A 20308-nucleotide genomic window follows, 5' to 3' on the forward strand; every position below is an offset into this window, starting at 1 on the left:
CAAGAAGGGACAGGCTTCAACGCGCAGGCTCAAGCAGTGAGCCTGAAGCGGGGGCCGAGGCCGCCTCGCCAGGTGCCGTCGCGGCGACCCGGGTGGCCGCGCCTTCGCGCTGCTCGGCATGCAGACAAAGGTCGGCCAGGCGCTGGCCGGCCTTCTGGTCCAGCATCATCGACTTGCTGGGGATCTGCAACCAGACGACCTGCGCCCGCGCGTCGTGAAGGCGCACGGCGCCGGTGGTGGTCTCCTCCGGCACCATGCGGAAGCTGCGGTTGCCGAAGCGCACATCGAAGTGACCGGCCTGGCCGGCCACCCGCTCGACCTGCACCGACTGGCGGTGTTCGCAGTCGGCCTGGCCGGTGTGGACCCGCTCGGCCGCCGCCAGCTGGCCGGGCGTCAGCGGAAGATCGAGCACCGTGCTTGCACCCGCCGCCGCAGCCGCGCCGGCCGTGGCCGTGGCCGTGGCCGTTGATCGCCGGCTGCTGGGCTTGGCCGCCGCCACCTTGGTGGGCGGCTTCTTCACCGCGCGGGGCTTGGCCGGGGCGGTGGGGGTAGCAGGCGCGGGCGCGGCCGACTGGGCTGCCAGCGGCCCCGTCAACAGCATCAGGGTCAGGGCGCAGGCGGCGGGCAGCAGGCGATTCATGAGACGGCACTCCTTGGGACGGCGTGGCGGATTGTGCTCAATCCCGTGCCGATCCGAGACCGTCCGCGGGCACGCGCACCCAGCCTTCCATCAGGATGCGGGCGCTGCGGCTCATGATGGCCTTGGTGACCACCCACTGGCCGTCGCGCTGCTCGGCTGCCGCGCCGACGCGCAGCGTGCCCGAGGGGTGGCCGAAGCGCACCGACTCGCGCGCGCCGCCGCCGGCGGCCAGGTTGACCAGGGTGCCGGGAATGGCTGCCGCGGTGCCGACGGCCACTGCCGCCGTGCCCATCATGGCGTGGTGCAGCTTGCCCATGGACAGCGCGCGGACCAGCAGGTCCACATCCTGCGCCGCAATGGTCTTGCCGCTGGACGCGGTGTAGTCGGCTGGCGGGGCGACGAAGGCGATCTTGGGCGTGTGCTGGCGGGTGGCGGCTTCCTCGGGCGTCTTGATCAGGCCCATGCGCAGCGCGCCCGCCACGCGGAGGGCTTCGAAGTGCCTGAGCGCGGCCGTATCGCCGTTGATCGCCTCGCGCAGCTCGGTGCCGGTGCAGCCGATGTCGGCGGCCTTGACGAAGACGGTGGGGATGCCGGCGGTGATCATCGTGGCCGGGATCGTGCCCAGGCCCGGCACCTCCAGCGCGTCCACCAAGTTGCCGGTGGGGAAGAGCGCGCCGCCGTCCTCGCCCTCGTCGGACGGGTCGAGGAACTCCAGCACGATCTCGGCGGCCGGGAAGGTCACGCCATCGAGTTCGAAGTCGCCGGTCTCCTGCACCTGGCCGCCGCGCACCGGCACATGGGCCAGGATGGTCTTGCGGATGTTGGCCTGCCAGATGCGCACGGTGCACATGCCGTCCGCCGCCAGGCGCTCCGCCGGGATGAAGCCGGAATGGATGGCGAAGGCGCCGGCCGCGGTGGACAGGTTGCCGCAGTTGCCGGACCAGTCGACGAAGTCCTTGTCGATCGAGACTTGGCCGTAGAGGTAGTCCACGTCATGGCCGGGCTGCGTGCTCTTGGAGAGGATCACGCACTTGCTGGTGCTGGAGGTGGCGCCGCCCATGCCGTCGATCTGGGCGTCATAAGGGTCGGGGCTGCCGATCACCCGCTGGAACAGCCGGTCGCGCGCTGGGCCCGGCACCTGGGCTGCGGGCGGCAGCTCATGCAGGCGGAAGAATACGCCCTTGGACGTGCCGCCGCGCATGTAGGTGGCCGGCACCTTGATCTGCGGAGCGTGGGCCATGGTCATGCCGCCTGGGTCGAAGCCAGGAAGTCCTGCGCGAAGCGCTGCAGCACGCCGCCGGCCTGGTAGACCGAGACCTCCTCGTCGGAGTCGAGCCGGCAGGTCACCGGCACGCGAAGGATTTCGCCGTCGCGGCGGTTCACCACCAGGGTCAGGGTGCTGCGCGGCGTCAGCGCGCCCTCGACGTCATAGGTCTCGGTGCCGTCCAGGCCCAGGCTCAGGCGGGTGGTGCCCGGCTTGAACTCCAGCGGCAGCACGCCCATGCCGATCAGGTTGGTGCGGTGGATGCGCTCGAAGCCCTCGGCCGCGATGGCTTCCACGCCGGCCAGGCGCACGCCCTTGGCGGCCCAGTCGCGCGAGGAGCCCTGGCCGTAGTCCGCACCGGCCACGATGATCAGCGGTTGCTTGCGGCCCATGTAGGTCTCGATGGCTTCCCACATGCGCATCACGGTGCCGTCCGGCTCGACGCGGGCCAGCGAGCCCTTCTTGACCTTGCCGTCGACCACGGCCATCTCGTTGACGAGCTGCGGGTTGGCGAAGGTCGCGCGCTGCGCGGTCAGGTGGTCGCCGCGGTGGGTGGCGTAGGAGTTGAAGTCCTCCTCCGGCAGGCCCATCTTGTGCAGGTACTCGCCGGCCGCGCTGTCCATCAGGATGGCGTTGGACGGCGACAGGTGGTCGGTGGTGATGTTGTCCGGCAGCAGGGCCAGCGGGCGCATGCCCCTGAGCGTGCGCGGCCGGGCGGCCAGGGCGCCTTCGCCCTCCGTGTCCCAGTAGGGCGGGCGGCGGATGTAGGTGCTCTGCGGGCGCCAGTCGTAGAGCGGCGACGCGGCGCGCTCGGTGGCCTGCTTCGCGAACATCGGGATGTAGATGCGGTTGAACTGCTCGGGCTTGACGGCCCGCGCCACCAGCGCGTCGATGTCCTCGTCCGAAGGCCACAGGTCCTTCAGGCGGATCTCGCGGCCCTCGACCACGGCGAGCACGTCCTGCTCGATGTCGAAGCGCACGGTGCCGGCAATCGCATAGGCCACCACCAGCGGCGGCGAGGCCAGGAAGGCCTGCTTGGCATAGGGGTGGATGCGGCCGTCGAAGTTGCGGTTGCCGGAGAGCACGGCGGTCGCGTAGAGGTCGCGGTCGATGATCTCCTGCTGGATCTTCGGGTCCAGCGCGCCCGACATGCCGTTGCAGGTCGTGCAGGCGAAGGCAACGATGCCGAAGCCCAGCGCCTCCAGGTCCTCCAGCAGGCCGGCCTCCTTCAGGTAGAGCTCGACCACCTTGGAGCCGGGCGCCAGCGAGGACTTGACCCAGGGCTTGCGCACCAGGCCAAGCTGCCGCGCCTTGCGCGCCACCAGGCCGGCGGCGATCACATTGCGCGGGTTGCTGGTGTTGGTGCAGCTCGTGATGGCGGCGATGATGACCGCGCCGTCCGGGATCAGGCCCTGAGCCTCCTGTGCGCGGCCCTCGGCCAGACCGGTGGCAATGCCGCGCTCGGCCAGGGCGCTGGTCGGCAGGCGCTTGTGCGGGTTGCTCGGGCCGGCCATGTTGCGCACCACGCTGCTCAGGTCGAAGCGCAGCACGCGCTCGTACTCGACATTCGCCAGGCTGTCGGACCACAGGCCGGCCTGCTTGGCATAGGTCTCGACCAGCTTGAGCTGTTCCTCGGTGCGGCCGGTCAGGCGCAGGTAGTCCAGGGTCTGGCCGTCGATGCTGAACATCGCCGCGGTGGCGCCGTACTCGGGCGCCATGTTGGAGATGGTCGCGCGGTCGCCAATCGTGAGGCTGGCCGCACCCTCGCCATAGAACTCCAGGTAGGCGCCGACCACCTTCTGCTGGCGCAGGAACTCGGTCAGGGCCAGCACCAGGTCGGTGGCGGTGATGCCGGGCTGGCGTCTGCCGCTCAGCTCGATGCCGACGATGTCCGGCAGACGCATCCAGGAGGCGCGGCCCAGCATCACGTTCTCGGCTTCCAGGCCGCCCACGCCCACGGCGATCACGCCGAGCGCATCGACATGCGGCGTGTGGCTGTCGGTGCCGACACAGGTGTCGGGGAAGGCGACGCCGTCCTGGGCATGGATCACCGGCGACATCTTCTCCAGATTGATCTGGTGCATGATTCCGTTGCCCGCGGGAATCACGTCCACATTGTCGAAGGCGGTCTTCGTCCAGTTGATGAAGTGGAAGCGGTCCTCGTTGCGGCGCTCCTCGATGTCGCGGTTCTTCTGGAAGGCATCGGGGTCGAAGCCGCCGCACTCCACCGCCAGCGAGTGGTCGACGATCAACTGCACCGGCACGACCGGGTTGACCTTGGCCGGGTCGCCGCCTTGCTGGGCGATCGCGTCGCGCAGGCCGGCCAGGTCCACCAGCGCGGTCTGGCCCAGGATGTCGTGGCAGACCACGCGCGCCGGATACCAGGGGAAATCGCGCTCGCGCTTGCGCTCGATGAGCTGCAGCAGGCAGTCGTCGACGATGGCCGGGTCGGCCTTGCGGACGATGTTCTCGGCATGCACGCGGGCGGTGTAGGGCAGGCCGTCCCAGGCGCCCGGCTTGAGCGCATCGACGGCGGCGCGCGCGTCGAAATAGTCCAGCGAGGTGCCCGGCAGGGGCTTGCGGAAGGCGGTGTTCATGGCGGCGGCTTGACCTTCTGCTTGCGGCTTACTTGCGGTCAGCGATCGGCACGAAGACCTGGTCTTCGGGGCCGGTGTAGTTCGCCGAGGGGCGGATGATCTTGCCGTCGATGCGCTGCTCGATGATGTGCGCGCTCCAGCCACTGGTGCGGGCGATCACGAAGAGCGGGGTGAACATGTCGGTCGGCACGCCCATCATGTGGTAGCTCACCGCGCTGAACCAGTCGAGGTTCGGGAACATCTTCTTGATGTCCCACATCACCGATTCCAGCCGTTCGGCGATGTCGTACATCTTGGTGTTGTCCTGCTCGACGGCAAGCTGGCGGGCAACATCCTTGATGACCTTGTTGCGCGGGTCGCTGACGGTGTAGACCGGATGGCCGAAGCCGATCACGACTTCCTTCTTCTCGACGCGGGCGCGGATGTCGGCCTCGGCTTCGTCCGGGCTGTCGTAGCGCTTCTGGATCTCGAAGGCCACCTCGTTGGCGCCGCCGTGCTTGGGGCCACGCAGCGCGCCGATCGCGCCGGTGATGGCCGAGTAGATGTCCGAGCCCGTGCCGGCGATGACGCGGCCGGTGAAGGTCGAGGCATTGAACTCATGCTCGGCATACAGCACCAGCGAGGTGTGCATGGCCTGGACCCAGCTCGCGCGCGGCTTCTCGCCGTGCAGCAGGTGCAGGAAGTGGCCGCCGATCGAGTCGTCGTCGGTCTCCACCTCGATGCGCTTGCCGTTGTAGGCGAAGTGGTACCAGTACAGCAGCATCGAGCCCAGCGAGGCCATCAGCTTGTCGGCGATGTCGCGGGCGCCCGGATGGTTGTGGTCGTCCTTCTCGGGCTTGACGCAGCCAAGCACGGACACGCCGGTGCGCATCACGTCCATGGGGTGCGAAGAGGGCGGCAGTTGCTCCAGCGCGGTCTTGACGGCCGCGGGCAGGCCGCGCAGGGCCTTGAGCTTGTTCTTGTAGGCCGCCAGCTCGGCCAGGGTCGGCAGCTTGCCGTGGACCAGCAGGTGGGCGATCTCCTCGAACTCGCACTGGGTGGCGACGTCCAGGATGTCGTAGCCACGGTAGTGCAGATCGTTGCCGCTGCGGCCGACAGTGCACAGCGCGGTGTTGCCGGCGGCGGTGCCGGACAGGGCGACGGACTTCTTGACTTTGGGCAGGACGGTGGCGGGGGCTTCGGTCACGGAGGGCTCCTCGAATCGGATCAATGCGTGGGGCGGGGCGCGCAGCGCGCGCTTACTTCTTCGCGGCGAACAGCGCGTCCAGGCGCTGCTCGAAAGCGTGGTAGCCGATGCGGTCGTAGAGCTCGACGCGGGTCTGCATCCGGTCCAGCACATCCCGCTGGTGGCCCTGGCTGCGGATCGAGGTGTAGACCGCCTCGGCCGCCTGGTTGGCTGCACGGAAGGCCGACAACGGGAAGAGCTGCATGGCCACGCCGACCGAGGCCAGCTCCTCGCGGCTGAACAGCGGGGTGGCGCCGAACTCGGTGATGTTGGCCAGCACCGGCACCTTCACCGCCTCGACGAAGCGCTTGTAGGTCGGCAGGTCGTGGGCGGCTTCGGCAAAGATCGCGTCGGCGCCGGCCTCGACGCAGGCGATCGAGCGCTCGATGGCCGCGTCCACGCCCTCGGCCTGGATGGCGTCGGTGCGGGCGATCAGGAAGAAGGCGGCGTCGGTCTTGGCATCGGCGGCGGCCTTGACGCGGTCGACCATCTCGCCCTGGGTGACGATCTCCTTGCCCGGTCGGTGGCCGCAGCGCTTGGCGCCGACCTGGTCCTCGATGTGGCAGGCGGCGGCCCCGGCCTTGATCAGGCTCTTGACCGTGCGCTCGATGTTGAAGGCGCTGGGGCCGAAGCCGGTGTCGATGTCGACCAGCAGGGGCAGGTCGCAGACGTCGGTGATGCGGCGCACGTCGATCAGCACGTCTTCGAGCGTGTTGATGCCCAGGTCGGGCAGGCCCAGGGAGCCGGCGGCCACCCCGCCGCCCGAGAGGTAGATGGCGCGGAAGCCGGCGCGCTTCGCGAGCAGGGCGTGGTTCGCGTTGATCGCGCCGATGATCTGCAGCGGGGATTCGGCTTCCAGGGCGGCGCGGAAGCGCTGGCCGGGGGTGAGGGCAGCTTGGCTCATGGCGTGTCGGTGTCGGGGAGGGTGGACCGGGGGGCGCGAGACGGCGGGGTGGATCGCCGTGCCGGCCGGGCGGGCGAAGGCGGCCGGTTCAGGCCGCCGGATCGAAGAAGGCGCGGCGCACCTCGGCGGGCAGGGCCTGGCCGGTGCGCTCGGCGCGCTCCAGCACATGCCAGAAGTAGCGGAAGCTGGCGCGGTCGTGCAGCAGGCCCTTGTGCGCGATGGGCGCCCACTGGTTCGCCTGGGCGGCGCTGACGATGGCGATGGCATCGTCGAGCTCGGCCGGATCCGGCGCGAAGGCTTCGATGATGGGCGCGATCTGGTTCGGGTGGATGGACCACATGCGCAGGTAGCCGAAGTCCTGCGCCGCCTTGCGCGCGGCCTGCGTGATGGCCTCGCGGTCGTTGAATTCGGTGATGACGCTGTGCGAGGGCGTCTTGCCCTGGGCATGGCAGGCCGCGGCAATCTCCAGCTTGGCGCGCACGATCAGCGGGTGGCTGAACTGGCCGTGCAGGCGCATGCCCTGGGCGCTGATGGCTCCGCGGTGGGCCGAGACGAAGTCCATCAGGCCGAAGGAGAGCGATTCGACCGCGGGCAGGGCGGCCAGGGCCTGCACCTCGCGCAGCGCGCCATGGGTCTCGACCAGGGCATGCACCGGCGGCGGCGTGCAGCCGGCCGCCAGGGCGGCGGCCTCGATCTGCGCGCAAGCGGCGGCCAGCTCGGCGGCATCGGCCACCTTGGGCACCATCAGGAAGGCCAGGCGCGGGCCGGCGCCGGCCGGGCCGAAGAGCATGGCCAGGTCCTGCGCGAAGCAGGGGTGGCCATGGGGATGCAGCCGCACGCCCACCCGGTTGAAGCGGTTGGCCGGGCTGGCGATCAGCTCGGCGATGCGCGCCGCCTGCTCGGCCTCGGCGCCCAGGGCGGCCCCGTCCTCCAGGTCGAGCGTCACGTCGAACAGCGCCCGGTCGGCCATCTCGCCCTGGATCGCCAGGGCCTTGCGCATGCGGGCGTCGACGCCGGCGTAGTGGTCGGCCACCGGCAGCAGCGGGGCGCGCTCATGCGACGCGAACAGCGCGTCGCGGGGGTGCAAGGCGGTGCGCATGGCAGTCTGGATCCGGTGGGAAGAGGGTGGACGGGGCAGGCCGCGGGCTGCGGCAGGCGCAAAAAAAGCCGGTGGGTGGAGGGACCGGCCTTTCTTGCGCGAACTCAGCGTCGGACGCTGGCGGGGATCACAGCAGGTGCTTGACGCCGTCCTGCTCGCCCTGCAGCTCGGCCAGGGTCTTGTTGATGCATTCCTGCGAGAAGGCGTCGATGGGCAGGCCTTCGACGATCTTGTATTCGCCGCCTTCGCAGGTGACCGGGTAGCCGAACATCACCTCGGAGGGGATGCCGTACTCGCCCTTGGATGGCACGCCCATGGTGACCCACTTGCCCTGGGTGCCCAGCGCCCAGTCGCGCATGTGGTCGATGGCGGCATTGGCGGCCGAGGCGGCCGAGGACACGCCGCGGGCGGCAATGATCGCGGCGCCGCGCTTGCCCACCGTCGGCAGGAAGGTGTCGCGGTTCCAGGCTTCGTCGTTGATCATGTCCTTGACCGAAGCGCCGTCGATGGTGGCGAAGCGGTAGTCGGCATACATGGTCGGCGAGTGGTTGCCCCAGACCGCCAGCTTCTCGATCGAGGCCACGGCCTTGCCGGTCTTGGCTGCGATCTGCGAGGCGGCGCGGTTGTGGTCCAGGCGCAGCATGGCGGTGAAGTTCTTGGCCGGCAGGTCCGGCGCCGACTTCATCGCGATGTAGGCATTGGTGTTGGCCGGATTGCCCACCACCAGCACCTTGACATTGCGGCTGGCCACCGCATTCAGGGCCTTGCCCTGGGCGGTGAAGATCTGGGCGTTGGCGGCCAGCAGGTCGGCACGCTCCATGCCGGGGCCGCGCGGGCGGGCGCCGACCAGCAGGGCGTAGTCGGTGTCCTTGAAGGCGGTCATCGGGTCCGAGTGCGCCTCGATGCCGGCCAGCAGCGGGAAGGCGCAGTCTTCCAGTTCCATGATCACGCCCTTGAGCGCTTCCTGGGCCTTCTCCATCGGCACCTCAAGCAGCTGCAGGATCACCGGCTGGTCCTTGCCGAGCATTTCGCCCGAGGCGATGCGGAACAGCAGGGCGTAACCGATTTGGCCGGCGGCGCCGGTGACGGCGACGCGAACGGGGGACTTGCTCATGTTGGAGGCTCCGATGATGAAAACGGCTGGCCGGATGGGTCGGGAAGGGCGGCGAGGTCGGCAATTCCGCCGCCCGGCACCTGTGCATCCGGGCGGGTAGACCCGCTGGGCCAGGGCGTTTTTCGAGTGTAGGAGAGTCTAGGTTCGCTGCCGGTGATGCGTCAATAGTCTTATGTCTTATATAAGACATCATTCAGCCCTCCCGTCGACGCGCCGCGGCGGCTGTGTTGCAATCGCGCTCGAGATGAATGCCGTGCCACCCCTCTCTCCCGAAAGCGCCGCGCCCGAGGCGGCCGGCCCGGCCTTCAGCCCGCTCTACCGGCAGATCAAGGCGCTGATCGTCCGCAGCCTGCAAGCCGGCGAGTGGCGGCCGGGCGAGGCCATCCCCAGCGAGATGGAGCTGGCCGCCCGCTTCCGCGTCAGCCAGGGCACGGTGCGCAAGGCCATCGACGAGATGGCCACCGAGAACCTGCTGCTGCGCCGCCAGGGCAAGGGCACTTTCGTGGCCACCCATGCCGAGCAGAAGGTGCAGTACCGCTTCCTGCGCCTGGAGCCGGCCGACGAAGCGGTGGCGCCCGGCCCGGTCGAACGCCTTTTCCTGGACTGCCGCCGCCTGCGCGCACCCGCCGAGGTGGCCCGCGCCCTGGACATGAAGGCCGGCGAGACGGTGGCCCAGATCCGGCGCATCCTTTCGTTTGGTGGAACGCCGGCCGTGCTGGATGAAATCTGGCTGCCCGGCACCCTGTTCAAGGGCCTGACGGCCGAGCGGCTCAGCGAGTACCGCGGCCCGCTCTACGGTCTTTTCGAAAGCGAGTTCGGCGTGCACATGGTGCGCGCCGACGAGAAGCTGCGCGCCGTGCCCGCCGGCCCCGACGAGGCCGAGCTGCTGCGCGTGCCCGTCGGCACGCCGCTGCTCAGCGTCGAGCGTCGTTCCTTCACCTATGGCGACAAAGTGGTCGAGCTCCGACGGGGTCTTTACCACACCGCCAAGCATCACTACCGCAACGAACTGAGCTGACACCTTGCTGGCAGCCTGGGGTCGCAGTCGGGTAGTCCCGGCCCCTGACATCGCCCTGCCTAGAATCCTAAGGTTTACCCGTAGCCACTCCAGCCCATCCCCACGCCATGAGTGATCACGCTCCCGCCAACCGTCCGCAACGGCCGGTGTATCGCAACATCCATGTGTCGCAGATCGTTGCCTACCGGCTGCCGCCGGCTGGCATCGTCTCGATCCTGCACCGCATCAGCGGCGCCCTGATGTTTCTGCTGCTGCCCTTCATCCTGTGGATGTTCGACAAGAGCCTGAGCTCCGAGGTCAGCTACGAGCAGTTCACCAGCGCCTTCGCCCACGGCGTGGGCCTCTACCCGGGCTGGTTCCTGAAGCTGGTGGCGCTGGCACTGATCTGGGCCTACCTGCATCACTTCGTCGCCGGGGTGCGGCACCTGTGGATGGACGCCACCCACAGCGTCAGCAAGCAGCAGAGCCATGGCTCGGCCCTCGCGACCCTCGCGATCGGCAGCCTGCTGACCGTGGCGCTGGGCGCCAAGCTCTTCGGCCTGTTCTGAGCCCGAAGCCCCCGAGTTCCAAGAGAAGCCCTTGTCATGACGCAGAACTACGGCTCCAAGCGCATCGTCGTCGGTGCGCACTACGGTCTCCGCGACTGGTTGTCCCAGCGCGTCACCGCCACGCTGATGGCCCTCTTCACCGTGGTGCTTCTGGCCCAGGTGATCCTCGGCGGCCCGCTCGGGTATGACCGTTGGGCGAGCATCTTCGCGGCCCAATGGATGAAGGTCCTGACCTTCGTCGTGATCGTCGCCATGCTCTGGCATGCCTGGGTGGGCGTGCGCGACATCTGGATGGACTACGTCAAGCCGGTCGCGATCCGGCTCTCGCTTCAGGTGTTCACCATCGTCTGGCTGACCGCGTGTGCCGGCTGGGCAATCCAAGTGCTGTGGAGGCTGTAATGCAGGTGGGTAGCTCTCTTCCGACGCGCAAATTCGACGTCGTCATCGTCGGGGCCGGTGGCTCCGGCATGCGTGCCTCGCTCCAACTGGCCCGTGCGGGCCTGAATGTGGCGGTGCTGTCCAAGGTCTTCCCGACCCGCTCGCACACGGTGGCGGCGCAGGGCGGCATCGGCGCCTCGCTGGGCAATATGTCCGAGGACAACTGGCACTTCCACTTCTACGACACCGTCAAGGGTTCCGACTGGCTCGGCGACCAGGACGCGATCGAGTTCATGTGCCGCGAGGCGCCCAAGGTCGTCTACGAGCTTGAGCACTTCGGCATGCCCTTCGACCGCAATGCCGACGGCACGATCTACCAGCGCCCCTTCGGCGGCCACACCGCCAACTACGGCGAGAAGCCCGTCCAGCGCGCCTGCGCTGCCGCCGACCGCACCGGCCACGCGATGCTGCACACGCTCTACCAGCAGAACGTGAAGGCGCGCACGCAGTTCTTCGTCGAGTGGATGGCGCTGGACCTGATCCGCGATGCCGACGGCGATTGCGTCGGCGTGACCGCGCTGGAGATGGAAACCGGCGAGGTGCATGTGCTGCACGCCAAGACCGTGCTGCTGGCCACCGGCGGCGCGGGCCGCATCTATGCCGCGTCCACCAATGCCTTCATCAACACCGGTGACGGCCTGGGCATGGCGGCGCGCGCCAGCATCCCGCTGCAGGACATGGAGTTCTGGCAGTTTCACCCCACCGGCGTGGCCGGCGCGGGCGTGCTGCTGACCGAAGGCTGCCGCGGCGAAGGCGCGATTCTGCGCAACTGCAATGGCGAGCGCTTCATGGAGCGCTATGCGCCCACGCTGAAGGACCTGGCGCCGCGTGACTTCGTCTCGCGCTGCATGGACCAGGAGATCAAGGAAGGTCGCGGCTGCGGTCCGAACAAGGACTATGTGGTGCTCGACATGAGCCACCTGGGCGGCGACACCATCCTCAAGCGCCTGCCCTCGGTCTACGAGATTGGCCACAACTTCGCGAACGTCGACATCACCAAGGAGCCGATCCCCGTGGTGCCGACCATCCACTACCAGATGGGTGGCATCCCGACCAACATCCACGGCCAGGTGGTCGCACCCAAGGGCGAGGACTACAAGAGCGTGATCGAGGGCCTGTATGCGGTGGGCGAATGCGCCTGCGTCTCGGTGCACGGCGCCAACCGCCTGGGCACCAACTCCCTGCTGGACCTGCTGGTCTTCGGCAGGGCGGCGGGCAACCACATCGTGGACAGCTTGGCCAAGTCGGTGAAGTCGCACAAGCCGCTGCCCAAGCATGCGGGCGACTACTCGCTGGCCCGCCTGGCCCGCCTGGACAGCAGCAACAGCGGCGAGTACGCCCAGGACGTGGCCGATGATCTGCGGGCTGCCATGCAGCAGCATGCCGGCGTTTTCCGTACCCAGGCCCTGCTCGACGAGGGCGTGTCCAAGGTGGCCGCGGTCCGCGAGCGCGTCAAGGCCGTGGGCTTGAAGGACAAGTCCAAGGTCTTCAACACCGCGCGCATCGAGGCGCTGGAAGTCGAGAACCTCATCGAAGCCGCCCAGGCCACCATCGTCTCGGCGGCCGCCCGCAAGGAGTGCCGCGGCGCCCACAGCGTGCTCGACTACGAGCGCGGCGCCGACGATGCCGAGACCCCGCTGGGCCGCAACGACAAGGAGTGGATGAAGCACACCCTGTGGTACAGCGAAGGCAATCGCCTCGACTACAAGCCGGTGAACCTCAAGCCGCTCAGCGTCGAGTCCGTGCCGCCTAAGGTCCGCACCTTCTGAGCGACCTGCACGCCCGCGATTTTTCCGTCGTCCCCCGCCAAGCCGTCCCGGGCATGCCGCCCGGGGCGATCCCAGCCCCGATTCCTCAAGCGCCCCGGAGAGCCGTCATGTCCATGCGCCGTTTCCAGATCTACCGCTACGACCCCGACAAGGACGCCAAGCCCTACATGCAGACCCTGGAGGTCGAGCTCGATGGTTCCGAGCGCATGCTGCTGGATGCCCTGATGAAGCTCAAGTCGCTGGACCCCAGCCTGAGCTTCCGCCGTTCCTGCCGCGAAGGCGTCTGCGGCTCGGACGCCATGAACATCAATGGCAAGAACGGTCTGGCCTGCCTGACCAATCTGCGCACCCTGCCGGCCACCATCGTTCTCAAGCCGCTGCCGGGCCTGCCCGTCGTCCGCGACCTGATCGTGGACATGACGCAGTTCTTCAAGCAGTACAACTCGATCAAGCCCTATCTCGTCAATGACGAGATTCCGCCCGAGAAGGAGCGCTTGCAGTCGCCCGAGGAGCGCGAGGAGCTCAACGGCCTCTACGAGTGCATCCTGTGCGCAAGCTGCTCGACGAGCTGCCCCAGCTTCTGGTGGAACCCGGACAAGTTCGTCGGCCCGGCCGGCCTGCTGCAGGCCTACCGCTTCATCGCCGACAGCCGCGACCAAGCCACCGGCGACCGCCTCGACAACCTCGAGGACCCGTACCGCCTGTTCCGCTGCCACTCCATCATGAACTGCGTGGATGTGTGCCCCAAGGGCCTGAACCCGACCAAGGCCATCGGCAAGATCAAGGAGCTGATGGTCCGCCGGGCCGTCTGATTCCCCGATCCCCTGACGACCTGCGGCCGCCCATGGACCCCCTGCCTCGCCCCACGATTTCCGAGGCGCTGGACCCGGACGCGCCGCTGGACGAGGCCGACCGCGGTCGCCTGCGCTGGCGCTGCCGGCGCGGGCTGCTCGAGAACGATCTGTTCGTCGAGCGTTACTTCCGGGCTCACGAGGCCCCGCTGACCTGGCGCGAAGCGCGCGCCCTGGCCCGGCTGATGGAATTGCCGGACAACGACCTGCTCGACCTTCTGCTCGCGCGTCGCGAGCCCGAGGGCGAGCTGGTTGACCCCGACGTACGTCGTGTGCTCGACGCGCTGCGCAGCGCACCCGTCTGAGGCCCCCTTGTGGGCCGCGGAGACGGCATCGAGCTTGCTTCCCCAATCCTGCCCCTCTTCCCTGAAGGAATGCCCATGACCCCTTCCGACGTGAAAGCCACGCTGTCGTTCTCGGACGGCAGCCCGTCGATGGACCTGCCCATCTACAAGGGCACGGTCGGCCCGGATGTCATCGACATCCGCAAGCTCTACGCCCAGACCGGCAAGTTCACCTACGACCCGGGCTTCCTCAGCACGGCGTCCTGCCAGTCGTCCATCACCTACATCGATGGCGACAAGGGCGAACTGCTCTACCGCGGCTACCCCATCGAGCAGCTCGCGGTGAACTGCGACTTCCTCGAAACCTGCCACCTGCTGCTCAACGGCGACCTGCCCAATGCCGCCGAGAAGAAGGACTTCGTCAGCCGCGTGACCAAGCACACCATGGTCAACGAGCAGATGCAGTTCTTCATGCGCGGCTTTCGCCGTGACGCGCATCCCATGGCCGTGCTGACCGGCCTGGTCGGCGGCATGTCGGCCTTCTATCACGACACCACCGACGTCACGAACCCGCAGCATCGCGAGATAGCCGCGATCCGCCTGATCGCGAAGATGCCGACCCTGGTGGCCATGGCCTACAAGTACTCGGTCGGCCAGCCCTACATCTATCCGAAGAATGACCTGAGCTATTCGGCCAACTTCATGCGGATGATGTTCGGCACGCCCTGCGAGGAGTACCAGCCCGACGACGTGCTGGTGCGTGCGATGGACCGCATCTTCATCCTGCATGCCGACCACGAGCAGAACGCCTCCACCTCGACGGTGCGCCTCTGCGGTTCCTCGGGCACCAATCCCTATGCGGCCATTGCCGCGGGCGTGGCCTGCCTGTGGGGCCCCGCCCACGGCGGTGCGAACGAAGCCTGCCTGAACATGCTGGCCGACATCCAGCAGATGGGTGGCGTGGCCAAGATTGGCGAGTTCATCACCAAGGTCAAGGACAAGAACAGCAGCGTCAAGCTGATGGGCTTCGGCCACCGGGTCTACAAGAACTACGACCCGCGCGCCAAGCTGATGCGCGAGACCTGCCACGAGGTGCTCGGTGCCCTCGGCCTGGAGAACGATCCGATGTTCAAGCTGGCCATGGCCCTGGAGAAGATCGCGCTGGAGGACGAGTATTTCGTCGCCCGCAAGCTCTATCCGAACGTCGACTTCTACTCGGGCATCGTGCAGCGCGCGATCGGCATTCCGGTCTCGCTGTTCACCGCGGTCTTCGCGCTGGCCCGCACCGTCGGCTGGATCGCCCAGCTCAATGAGATGATCTCGGACCCCGAGTACAAGATCGGCCGTCCGCGTCAGCTCTTCACCGGCTCCGCCACCCGCCAGGTCAAGCCGCTGGCCGAGCGCTGAAACCCGTCCCGACGGGCTTCGGCCGCCGCGCCGAAACCTCCGCGTGCAAGGGCCCCCTCGGGGGCCCTTCTTGCGTCTGGCGGGGCCGAAGGCATCCATCGTCCCCCCGGGCCCGTAAGCAGTCACGCGCCTCACCGACCACCCTTGCGCATGCGCTTGTCTTCCGTTCCCGATGCTGTGGCTGGCTGGCCTGGCCGCAGCGGTCTTCTGGCGTCCCTCGCCCTGGCCCTGCTGCTTGCGCCGGCCAGCGTAGCCGCGGCCGAGGCGCTTTCCTCGGGCGACTGGCTGACGCAGACGCCGGGCCTGGCGGCGCGGGTCTGGTCCGAACCCCTGGCGGTGGCGCGTGAGCTGGCCCGGCTCTGGCAAGGCCTGCCCGCCTGGCCGCTGACGGGGCTGCTCTTCCTGCTGCTCACCCTGTGGTCGGCCACCGGCATCCCGGGCTGCTCGGTGCTGCTGCTGGCCATCGGCGCGCGCTATGGGCTGGAGCTGGGCACCCTGCTCGTCACCCTGGCCACCACCCTGGGCGCGGCGGCGCCTTTCCTGCTGAGCCGCCACTGGTTGCGCGAGCGCGTCCAGGCCCGCCACGGCGCGCTGCTGGCCCGCGTCGATGCCGTGCTGGCGCGCCATGGGCCGGTGGCCCTGCTGGCCCTGCGCCTGGCGCCGGTGCTGCCCTACCAGTTGCTCAATCCCCTGATGGGCCTGAGCGCGATGCCGCTGGGCCGCTACCTGCTGTGGACCGCCCTGGGCATGGCCGCCAGCAGCGCGGCCTATGTGCAGCTCGGGCTGGAGCTGGGCCGTGCCACCCAGCTCAGCGACCTTTTCGCACCCGGCCTGGGCCTGGCCCTGGCGGGCTTGCTCATTCTGAGCTGGGGCGCCCAGCGCTGGTGGCGTCGCGCCCAGCAGGCCCTGCCCCCATCCCCCCGGGAGTCTTCCTGATGCGGTCCCCCCGCCCCCCCGCGCTCCAGCTCTTCAGCTACGACTGGGACCGAAGCGCCTTCGAGGCCTGCGCCCAGCGCGTGCGCTTCGACCATGCCGGTTTCGATCTCTTCAGCTTCCCCAGCCAGGTCGGCCTGCTGGGCTTCGACCTCGACCGTTTCACCGACCGCCTGGTCCGCCGGGCCCGCCGGCGCGGCTGGCAGGCCGTCGTCTCGCACCACGAGCAGTTCGGCGCCCTGGCCGCAGCCCTGCTGGCCGAGCGCCTGGGCCTGCCCGGCACCGCGCCCGATGCCGTCATCGCCTGCCAGCACAAGCTGCATGCGCGGCGCGTGCTGGAGCGCGTCGCGCCCGAGGCCACCGTGCCCTGCGAGCCCCTGCCCGTGGCCTATGGCGAGCCCATTCCCGCCGGCCTGGACTACCCCTGCTTCGCCAAGCCCGTGAAGGCCGCCTTCTCGGTGCTGGCCCGCGAGGTGGCCGACCGCGAGGCCCTGAGCGCGCTGACCCGCTTCGGCTGGGCCGAGCTGTGGATCATCCGCCGCCTGGTCGAGCCCTTCGAGCGCGTCGCCCGCCGGCGCCTGCCCGAGGCCGGCACGGCCCACCGCATGATGCTGGAGCAGCCGGTGCAGGCGCCGCAGTACAACCTGGACGGCTTCGTCGCCAAGGGCCAGGTGCATCTGCTCGGCGTGGTCGACGCCATCATGTATCCCGGCACCCAGGCCTTCATGCGCTGGGACCTGCCCAGCCGGCTGGACCCGGCCGTCCAGGCCCGGGCGCTCGATGTGGCGCGGCGCTTCCTGGAAGCGGTCCGCTTCGAGCACGGCTGCTTCAACATGGAGTTCTTCCACGATCCCGCGAGCGACCGCCTCACGGTGATCGAGTTCAACCCCCGCCTGGCCTCGCAGTTCGGCGACCTCTACCGCCGCGTGCTGGGTCTGGATCCGCACAGCCTGTCGCTGACCCTGGCCCTGGGCGGCGGCCCGTCCGACGAGCCGCGCCAGGAGCCCACGGCTGGCGCCAGCGCCAGCTTCGTCTTCCGCGCCTTCGACGCCAGCCAGGTGCCGGCCATGCCCGGCCGGGCGCAGCAGGCCGCCTTCGCCGCGCGCTTCCCCGACGGCATGCTGCTGCCCATGCCCAAGCAGGGCGCCGGCCTGGCCCGCGAGTTCAAGTGGCTCGGTAGCCACCGCTACGGGGTGATGCACCTCGGCGGCCGCGACGAGGCCGATCTGCGCCGCCGTTGCGAGGAAGCCTGCAACCTGCTCGGCTGGCCCTTGCCCTATGCCGACGCCTGGACGGTCGATGCCCAGGGCCTGCCGCGGCTGCGCAGCCAGCCGGGCACCGGCTGGCCCCACCGCGAGCCCGTGCTCAGGGCCTGAGCGCGGCCCGCCGCGCCGCTCGGCCCCGGCGTCCCCCGGCGGCCGCCACCTGCGGACCCAGGTCCACCGCGCCCTGCAGGGCCGGTCGACGCGGTCGCTGCGGCGCCACCGGCCGCCCGCCTGCGCCGCCTCGGCGCCGGCCCGCGGGCCCCGGCGCCTGGGGCAGTGGCGCAGTCGGCCGGGCCGCCCAGCGCGACATCCAGGCGCAGACCAGGGCCGCCGCATAGGGCACGGCCTGCAAGGCCAGCACGCCCAGCCACATCAAGGATTCGACATGGTCGGCCGGCCGCACCCAGGCCACCGCCGCCAGGGCCAGCATCAGCGCGCCGAAGAGGCCGGCCTCCTCGCGCACGCCCACCGGCCCGCCGCGACGCGCGGCCGCTCCGGCCGCACTGCCCTTCTGCGTCACCTCGAACACCGCCGTGCGCTGCGTCAGGCCGGCGAAGACGCCGCGCGCGATCGCATGCGACAGGCTCAGCCCGGCCAGGGCCGCACCCACGATGCCCGCCGGCCGGCAGGGCACGCGCTTCAGGTAAAGCAGCGGGCCGATCAGCAGCCGCACCGACATCAGGCCGGTCAGCGGCCCGAGGAAGAGCATGGCCGGCAGGCTGAACCACTGCGGCGCGGCGATCAGGCCGATGGTCCAGAACAGGGTCGCGAAGCTCAGCACCAGGTGCATGGCATCGCCCAGCCAGGGCAGCCAGCCGGCCACGAAGTGGTAGCGCTGCGCGCGGCGCAGCGTCGCCTGCGGCTGGCCGGCGGCCGGCTTCAGGCCCAGCAGGCTGCGGGCATGGGCCTTGAGGATCTGCATCGCCCCCTGCGCCCAGCGCTGGCGCTGCTTCTTGAAGGCGACGAAGCCGTCGGGCGTGAGGCCGCGGCCCATCACCCGGTCGACATAGACGGCGCGCAGGCCGCGCTGCATCAGGCGCAGGCCGAGTTCGCTGTCCTCGCAGATGCACCACTCCGACCAGCCGCCATCGCGCAGCGCGCTGGCGCGAATCATCGTCATCGTGCCGTGCTGGATGATCGCGTCGCGCTCATTGCGGTGGTGCATGCCGATGCGGAAGAAGCCGTCGTACTCCCAGTTCATCGCACGCCGGAAGGCCTGGCCTTCCCAGTCGCGGTGGGCCTGCGGCGACTGCACAACGCCGACCTTGGCATCGTCGAAGTGCGCGACCAGGTCCCGCAGCCAGTTCGGCTCGACCAGGTAGTCGGCATCGACCACGGCCACCACCTCGGCCGCCGGGTCGGTGTGCTGAAGCGCGAAGTTCAGCGCGCCGGCCTTGTAGCCCGGCCAGCTCGGCAGGTGGAAAAAGCGCACCGTCGGGCCCTCGCCGCCACGCGCGGCGGCCAGGCGCTCGCAATGCGCCTGCACCGGTTGCCAGAGCGCCGGGTCGCGGGTGTTGTTGTCGATCACCAGCACCTCGAAGTTGCGCCAGTCCAGGCGCATCAGGCTGTCGAGGGTGGCGATCACCATCGCCGGCGGCTCATTGCAGCAGGCCAGGTGGATGCTCACGCGCGGCTCGCGCGCGCCGCGCGGCAGCGGCTTGGGGCCGAAGCGGCGACGCAGGTTGCCGTCCCAGAACAGCTCGGCGAACTCGAAGAGCTGGGCCAGCAGCGTGACCGCCGTCAGCGCCAGCGCCGGGGCCAGCACGGCCAGCACGATCCAGTCGAGGTGTTCGAGGTAGTGCTTCATCGGCAGCGTGGCCAGCAGCACGGTCAGGGTCACCACGCCCTGCGCCGCCACGGCGAAGCCGATGCGCGCGGCCAGCCGCAGCCGCGGCAGCAGGCTCAGGCTCAGCACGATGAGCAGGAAGCCGGCAAGGCTGGCCAGGCCGGCCTTGCCGCGCTCGTGGCGATCGACATTGAGCCGGCCGTCGAGCGAGAACTTGGGCTGCCGGTCGGCATCGAGGATGCCCCAGTAGGCGCCGGCCCGGCCTTCCGTCGCGCGCTTCCAGGGCTGGTCGACGGCCTCCATCAGGAAGTAGTCCAGGCCCAGGCCGCGGCTCTTGGCCAGGAAGCCGCGCACGAAGGTGGCCTGGTCGGCGGGGCTGGCGCGGGCGCCGTCGACGCGGTCGCCGCCGCTCGGCCAGCCGACTTCGCCGATCACGATGGGCTTGCCGGGGAAGCGCTTGCGCAGCTCTTCAAGCCGCATCATGGCGTAGTCGACGGCGGCCTCGGCCGGCACGCCCTCCCAGTAGGGCAGCAGGTGCACGGTGAGGAAGTCGACATGGTCGGCCAGCTCGGGCCGCTTGAGCCAGACATGCCAGGGCTCGGCCGTGGACACCGGCACCGACAGGGTGCGACGCAGCCGGTCCAGGTAGGCGATGAGCTGCTCGGGCTCCAGGCTGCTGAGCAGCAGGGTCTCGTTGCCGGCGATGACCCGGTCGATGTTGGGATGACGGGCGACGGCGCGCTCGATGGCGGCCAGCTCGCGCTCGTTGTTGTCCATGCGCCGGTCCAGCCAGACGCCGGCCGTCAGCCGCAGGCCGTGGCGCTCGGCCAGGCCGGGCAGGGCGGGGAATTCGCTGGAGCCGTAGGTGCGGATGCGGCCGCTCAGCTTGGCCAGGGTGGCCAGGTCTTCGGCGATGGATTCGTCGCTCGGGTAGCGACCGTCCAGCGGGCTGTCGTGGCGCTGGAAGGCGTTGTAGGCCAGGCCGGCGATGCGGATCGGCGCCTCGGGCAGGGCCTGCGGCGCCTGGACCAGGCGCCAGACCAGCAGGTGCAGCAGGGCCACCGCGGTGGCAATCAGCAGGGCCGTTGCGATCCGCGTCCAGGGCAGACGGTGGATCGAGGGCAGCCTGCGGCGTGGGGATCGTTCGCTCATGGGATGGGGTGGAG

17 protein-coding genes are annotated in these 20308 nt (G+C 69.5%); 9 read left to right on the forward strand and 8 right to left on the reverse strand.

Annotated elements, in window-relative coordinates; genetic code table 11:
- Positions 1 to 16 precede the first annotated feature (16 nt).
- From JI742_RS06795 to JI742_RS06825, 7 genes are all read right to left on the reverse strand, one after another.
- Positions 17 to 640 (reverse strand): hypothetical protein, encoded by a 624-nt coding sequence (locus JI742_RS06795; protein WP_201824959.1) that lies wholly within the window; start codon positions 638 to 640, stop codon positions 17 to 19.
- Between the two features lie 37 nt (positions 641 to 677).
- Positions 678 to 1880, reverse strand: coding sequence for a 2-methylaconitate cis-trans isomerase PrpF (gene prpF, locus JI742_RS06800; RefSeq protein ID WP_201824960.1), 1203 nt, complete (start codon positions 1878 to 1880; stop codon positions 678 to 680).
- Between the two features lie 2 nt (positions 1881 to 1882).
- The gene (gene acnD / locus JI742_RS06805) at positions 1883 to 4501 is read right to left on the reverse strand and encodes a Fe/S-dependent 2-methylisocitrate dehydratase AcnD (RefSeq protein WP_201824962.1); all 2619 of its coding nucleotides are present in this window, start codon (positions 4499 to 4501) and stop codon (positions 1883 to 1885) included.
- 28 nt (positions 4502 to 4529) lie between these two features.
- Positions 4530 to 5687: a bifunctional 2-methylcitrate synthase/citrate synthase gene (gene prpC, locus JI742_RS06810; RefSeq protein ID WP_201824964.1), complete on the reverse strand. Its 1158-nt coding sequence runs from the start codon at positions 5685 to 5687 to the stop codon at positions 4530 to 4532.
- Positions 5688 to 5739: 52 nt separating this feature from the next.
- Complete coding sequence (prpB, locus tag JI742_RS06815; RefSeq protein WP_201824966.1) at positions 5740 to 6630, reverse strand: methylisocitrate lyase; 891 nt, start codon at positions 6628 to 6630, stop codon at positions 5740 to 5742.
- An 88-nt stretch (positions 6631 to 6718) separates the two neighbouring features.
- Complete coding sequence (locus JI742_RS06820) at positions 6719 to 7729, reverse strand: HpcH/HpaI aldolase/citrate lyase family protein (protein ID WP_201824968.1); 1011 nt, start codon at positions 7727 to 7729, stop codon at positions 6719 to 6721.
- Between the two features lie 127 nt (positions 7730 to 7856).
- Positions 7857 to 8843, reverse strand: coding sequence for a malate dehydrogenase (locus JI742_RS06825; RefSeq protein ID WP_201824970.1), 987 nt, complete (start codon positions 8841 to 8843; stop codon positions 7857 to 7859).
- 244 nt (positions 8844 to 9087) lie between these two features.
- Here JI742_RS06825 and JI742_RS06830 point away from each other — a divergent pair, with 244 nt between their 5' ends.
- From JI742_RS06830 to JI742_RS06870, 9 genes are all read left to right on the forward strand, one after another.
- Positions 9088 to 9861 carry a GntR family transcriptional regulator gene (locus JI742_RS06830; RefSeq protein WP_201824971.1) on the forward strand — a complete coding sequence of 258 codons (774 nt, stop codon included), beginning with the start codon at positions 9088 to 9090 and terminating at the stop codon, positions 9859 to 9861.
- Positions 9862 to 9968: 107 nt separating this feature from the next.
- Positions 9969 to 10409, forward strand: coding sequence for a succinate dehydrogenase, cytochrome b556 subunit (gene sdhC, locus JI742_RS06835; RefSeq protein ID WP_201824973.1), 441 nt, complete (start codon positions 9969 to 9971; stop codon positions 10407 to 10409).
- A gap of 36 nt (positions 10410 to 10445) precedes the next feature.
- The gene (gene sdhD / locus JI742_RS06840; RefSeq protein ID WP_201824975.1) at positions 10446 to 10808 is read left to right on the forward strand and encodes a succinate dehydrogenase, hydrophobic membrane anchor protein; all 363 of its coding nucleotides are present in this window, start codon (positions 10446 to 10448) and stop codon (positions 10806 to 10808) included.
- Entirely contained in the window at positions 10808 to 12616 is a 1809-nt protein-coding gene (gene sdhA / locus JI742_RS06845; protein WP_201824977.1) for a succinate dehydrogenase flavoprotein subunit, read from the forward strand. Before sdhD ends, sdhA begins: the two co-directional genes overlap by 1 nt.
- A gap of 107 nt (positions 12617 to 12723) precedes the next feature.
- Positions 12724 to 13428: a succinate dehydrogenase iron-sulfur subunit gene (locus JI742_RS06850; protein WP_286184085.1), complete on the forward strand. Its 705-nt coding sequence runs from the start codon at positions 12724 to 12726 to the stop codon at positions 13426 to 13428.
- Between the two features lie 32 nt (positions 13429 to 13460).
- A complete protein-coding gene (locus tag JI742_RS06855; protein WP_201824980.1) occupies positions 13461 to 13772 on the forward strand; it encodes a succinate dehydrogenase assembly factor 2 in 312 nt (103 codons plus the stop codon).
- Between the two features lie 75 nt (positions 13773 to 13847).
- Positions 13848 to 15158: a citrate synthase gene (locus JI742_RS06860; RefSeq protein ID WP_201824989.1), complete on the forward strand. Its 1311-nt coding sequence runs from the start codon at positions 13848 to 13850 to the stop codon at positions 15156 to 15158.
- Between the two features lie 150 nt (positions 15159 to 15308).
- Entirely contained in the window at positions 15309 to 16094 is a 786-nt protein-coding gene (locus tag JI742_RS06865; protein WP_201824992.1) for a TVP38/TMEM64 family protein, read from the forward strand.
- Positions 16094 to 17467 (forward strand): ATP-grasp domain-containing protein, encoded by a 1374-nt coding sequence (locus tag JI742_RS06870; RefSeq protein WP_201824994.1) that lies wholly within the window; start codon positions 16094 to 16096, stop codon positions 17465 to 17467. Before JI742_RS06865 ends, JI742_RS06870 begins: the two co-directional genes overlap by 1 nt.
- Here the strand turns inward: JI742_RS06870 and JI742_RS06875 are convergent.
- On the reverse strand, positions 17457 to 20294 hold the full coding sequence (locus JI742_RS06875; protein WP_201824996.1) for a glycosyltransferase family 2 protein: 2838 nt from the start codon (positions 20292 to 20294) through the stop codon (positions 17457 to 17459). The two genes, JI742_RS06870 and JI742_RS06875, sit on opposite strands and share 11 nt — an antisense overlap.
- Positions 20295 to 20308 lie beyond the last annotated feature (14 nt).

The organism is Piscinibacter lacus, assembly GCF_016735685.1.
GTDB classification, from domain to species: Bacteria; Pseudomonadota; Gammaproteobacteria; order Burkholderiales; family Burkholderiaceae_C; genus Aquariibacter; species Aquariibacter lacus.